This window comes from Rhizobacter sp. P3_B12 (genome assembly GCF_056402895.1).
On sequence record NZ_JBFUGN010000553.1, the window covers coordinates 1 to 4086 of the forward strand.

The window sequence follows — 4086 nt, forward strand, 5'->3', positions numbered from 1 at the left end:
TCTCTTCATGTACGAATCGCACTTCGGCCTGAGCGGCCCGCCTTTCCAGCTGAACTCTCTTCATGTACGAATCGCACTTCGGCCTGAGCGGCCCGCCTTTCCAGCTGAACCCGGACCCGGCGTTCTATTTCGACAGCCGCGGGCACAGCAACGCGCTGGCCTACCTGAAGTTCGGCGTGCACCAGGGCGAGGGCTTCATCGTCGTCACCGGCGAGATCGGTGCCGGCAAGACCACGCTGGTGCGCACGCTGCTCGAAGGGCTGGACGCCGAGAAGGTGGTGGCCGCGCAGGTGGTCAGCACGCAGCTCGAATCGGGCGACCTGCTGCGCGCCATCCTCACCGCCTACGGCGTGCCGACCGCGGGTGCGTCGAAGGCGCACCTGATCGCGAGCCTCGAGGGCTTCCTGACCGCGCTGGCCGCGAAGGGCCGGCGTGCGCTGCTGATCGTCGACGAGGCGCAGAACCTGAAGCACGAGGCGGTCGAAGAGCTGCGCATGCTGTCGAACTTCCAGCTCGGCAACCATGCGCTGCTGCAGAGCTTCCTGATCGGCCAGCCGGAGCTGCGCACGCTGCTGCAATCGAAGTCGATGGAGCAGCTGCGCCAGCGCGTGATCGCGTCGTGCCACCTCGGCCCGCTCGACCAGACCGAGACGCGCGCCTACATCGAGCACCGCCTGCACCGCGTCGGCTGGAAGGATTCGCCGGCCTTCGCCGACGATGCGTTCGACGCGATCCACCGCTGGACCGGCGGCGTGCCGCGCCGCATCAACCGGCTGTGCAACCGGCTGTTCCTCGCCGCCTTCCTGTCGGGCAAGGACGCGATCTCGGCCGAGACGGTGGACCAGACCGCCGGCGAGCTGCGCAGCGAGATCGGCGAGCTCGCCGACGTGCCGATGCTGGTGCCCTCGGCGGGTCAGGCCGCGGGCCACGGCCGGCCCGACGTGACGATCCCGCCCAACCCGGCGCTGCCGGTGCTGGACGCGGCGGTGGACTTCGGCGTGAACGGCAACAACGCGAGCCTCGGCGTGGTCCAGCGCTCGCGCAGCGGCAGCAAGCTGCAGCGCCCGCTGCTGTGCGTGGTCGACACCCGCACCGATTTCCTGAAGATCGGCGCGCTGTCGCGCGTGCTCGAGGAATACGGCGACCTGCCGCCGGTGATGGCGGTGCAGCCCGGCACCGAAGAGGGCCTGGCGATCGGCGCGGCCGGTGCCGCGGTGCTGCCGCTGCCGAAGATGGAGATCCACCTCGGCATCGGCGCGCACGCGGTCGGCGTGGCGCACGGTTCGGCCGCGGCGCTGACGCGCTTCGACGAGGTGCTGGCCGAGTTCATGCCGAGCGCGGTGCTGGCGGTCGGCAAATCGGATGCGGTGCTGATGTGCACGCTGCTCGCCAACAAGCGCGGCGTGCCGGTGCTGCGGCTCGACGCCGGCCAGCGCAACACCGGCGGCAGCGCCAGCGCCGAGATGAACGGCGTGCTGATCGACCGCGTGGCCGATGCGCTGTACACGAACAAGCTGCTGACCTACTACACGTTGTACCGCGAGGGCATTCCCTCGGACCGGGTGCACTGCGTCGGCAGCCTGGCGGCCAACCTGCTGCACTTCGGGCTGCCGCATGCGGTGCCGCCGCTCGAATCGTTCGCGCGCGCCAAGCTCTCGCCGGCGGTGCTGAACGACCCGCGCGGCTTCGGGCTGGTGAGCCTGGCGCTGCAGCCGAAGGCGATGGACGAGCTGCTGCCGATGCTCGCGACACTGGGCCGCGAGCTGCCGCTGGTGTGGCCGCTGCGCGAGGAGGCGCTGGTCGCGCTGAAATCCACCGGGCAGGAGACGCGCCTGGCCGATGCCGGCGTGATCGTGATGCCGGCGCAGGGCTACCTCGAGGAGATCGGGCTGCTGCAGCAGGCGCGCTGCCTGATCGCCGGCAGCGAAGGCGAGCTGGTCGAGGAGGCGGTGACGCTCGGCGTGCGCAGCATCACGCTCGGCAACGACCGCAGCGGCACGCCGGTGGCCGATCCGTCGAGCATCGTCGTCGGCCGCAACGTCGAGCAGGCGCTGAAGGCCGTGCGCGAGATCCTGCTGACCGAATCCGCACGCGTCGACGTGCCCGAGTACTGGGATGGCGGCACCGCCAGCCGCATCGCGAAGCACCTGCGCAGCTGGCTGCCGGCCTCGATGCGCGTCTCGTCGACCGCCCGCGCTGCCGAATCCGTTCGCTGAATCTGTCCGTGAGCCCATGACCAAGAACCCGATCACCAACGCCCTGACGGTCGACGTCGAGGACTACTTCCAGGTCTCGGCGCTGGCGCCGTTCATCGCGCGCGACCGCTGGGATTCGATCCCGTGCCGCGTCGAGGCGAACGTCGACCGCCTGCTGCGGCGCTTTGCCGACAACCATGCGAAGGCCACGTTCTTCACGCTCGGGTGGATCGCCGAGCGCTACCCGCAGGTGGTACGCCGCATCGTCGACGACGGGCACGAACTGGCGAGCCATGGCTACGGGCACCAGCGGGCGAGCGAGTTGTCGCGCGAGGCGTTCAGCCACGACGTGACGAACGCGAAGCGCATCCTCGAGGACATCGCCGGCGTGCGGGTGATCGGGTACCGCGCGCCGAGCTTCTCGATCGGGGCCGGCAACCTGTGGGCCTTCGACGTGCTGAAGGAAGCGGGCTACGTCTACAGCTCCAGCGTCTACCCGGTGCAGCACGACCACTACGGCATGCCGGACGCGCCGCGCTTTCCGTACCAGGTGCGCGACGGGCTGACCGAGCTGCCGATCACGACGGTGCGTGCGCTCGGGCGCAACCTGCCGGCCGGCGGCGGCGGCTACTTCCGCTTCGCGCCGTATGGCGTGTCGCGCTGGGCGATCGACCGTTTCAATCGCGACGAGCAGGCGCCGGCGATCTTCTACATGCACCCGTGGGAGATCGACCCGCTGCAGCCGCGCGTGCCGGGGCCGGGGCTGAAGACGCGCTTCAGGCACTACGTGAACCTGCACCGCACCGAGAGCCGGCTGGATCGCCTGCTCGGCGATTTCCGCTGGGGGCGGATGGATCAGGTCTTCAATATCACAAACCCCCGTTCGCCCTGAGCCTGTCGAAGGCCTGGCGCGCTGTGGCACCAACCCTTCGACAGGCTCAGGGCGAACGGATATCCGCGGCCTTTCGAGGCTGACCTCATGCGCTCCGTCCTGACCGACCTGGTGCACCTGCTGCTGGCGATGCCGCTGTACGTGCTGCTGGGTCTCGCGTGGCTGAGCGTTCGCGCGTGGCGCGCGAAGGCCGGGCGGCTGCACCGCTGGCGACACGGGTTCGCGCTGCTGGGCCTGCTGGTCTACGTCGTCTCGATCCCGGCGACTGCCAACACGCTGCTCGCGCAGCTGGAGGCCTGGTGGCCGGTGCCGACCGACGCGCAGCTGAAGGCGCTGCCGGGCACCGACGGCCCGCGCATGCTGGTGATGACCGCCGGCTGGTTCCGCAAGACCGAAGCCGGCTACACCGTCGTGATGGGCGCGCCGAGCTGGGAGCGCACCGAGAAGGCCGTCGAGCTGCACCAGCGCTTCGGCGGGCGGCTGATGTTCACCGGCGCGCCGCTGCCCGATGGGTCGGACTCGGTCGCGCAGCACATGGCCTCGGTCGCGCAGCGGCTGGGCGTGCCGGCCGCGGCGATCGGCGTCGAGACGCGGTCGGTCAACACCCACGAGAACCTGCTCTTCAGCGAGCGGCAGTTCGGCCTGCGCGCGCAGGGCCGGGTGCTGCTGCTGACGAGCGCGATCCACCTGCCGCGCTCGGTGGCCGCGGCACGCGGTGTCGGGCTGGACGTGCTGCCGTATCCCTGCGATTTCCGCGCCGACACGGCGCTGAAGTGGCAGCATTTCGTGCCCAGCAACGAGGCGCCCGGTGCGCTCGAGGAGGTGCTGCATGAGTGGCTTGGTCTGGCGATGTATTCGCTTCGCGGCTGGGTGTAGGCCTGCCCTCGGCCGGCTGGCGGTGGGGGCGCTGGTCAGCGCCGCGGCAGCGGCCTCGGCGCAGCCGCGCACCTTCGTCGTCGCCCCCGACGGCACCGACCGCGCGGTCGGCACGCTCGAGGC

The 4086-nt window shown here is 70.5% G+C and carries 3 protein-coding genes; all 3 read left to right on the forward strand.

All coding sequences use genetic code 11. The features are described 5' to 3' along the window. Positions 1-62: 62 nt before the first annotated feature. The 3 genes from AC1D01_RS23465 to AC1D01_RS23475 all read left to right on the forward strand — a co-directional run bounded on the left by AC1D01_RS23465 (position 63) and on the right by AC1D01_RS23475 (position 3963). Positions 63-2216: an XrtA/PEP-CTERM system-associated ATPase gene (locus tag AC1D01_RS23465; RefSeq protein WP_477870594.1), complete on the forward strand. Its 2154-nt coding sequence runs from the start codon at positions 63-65 to the stop codon at positions 2214-2216. A gap of 16 nt (positions 2217-2232) precedes the next feature. Further along, positions 2233-3087 carry an XrtA system polysaccharide deacetylase gene (locus AC1D01_RS23470; RefSeq protein WP_477870596.1) on the forward strand — a complete coding sequence of 285 codons (855 nt, stop codon included), beginning with the start codon at positions 2233-2235 and terminating at the stop codon, positions 3085-3087. 87 nt (positions 3088-3174) lie between these two features. Continuing rightward, a complete protein-coding gene (locus AC1D01_RS23475; protein WP_477870598.1) occupies positions 3175-3963 on the forward strand; it encodes a YdcF family protein in 789 nt (262 codons plus the stop codon). Positions 3964-4086: the final 123 nt, after the last annotated feature.

Coding starts and splice junctions, on each gene's coding strand:
- AC1D01_RS23475 (WP_477870598.1), top strand. CDS start 3,175: ATGCGCTCCGTCCTGACCGACCTGGTGCACCTGCTGCTGGCGATGCCG.
- AC1D01_RS23470 (WP_477870596.1), top strand. CDS start 2,233: ATGACCAAGAACCCGATCACCAACGCCCTGACGGTCGACGTCGAGGAC.
- AC1D01_RS23465 (WP_477870594.1), top strand. CDS start 63: ATGTACGAATCGCACTTCGGCCTGAGCGGCCCGCCTTTCCAGCTGAAC.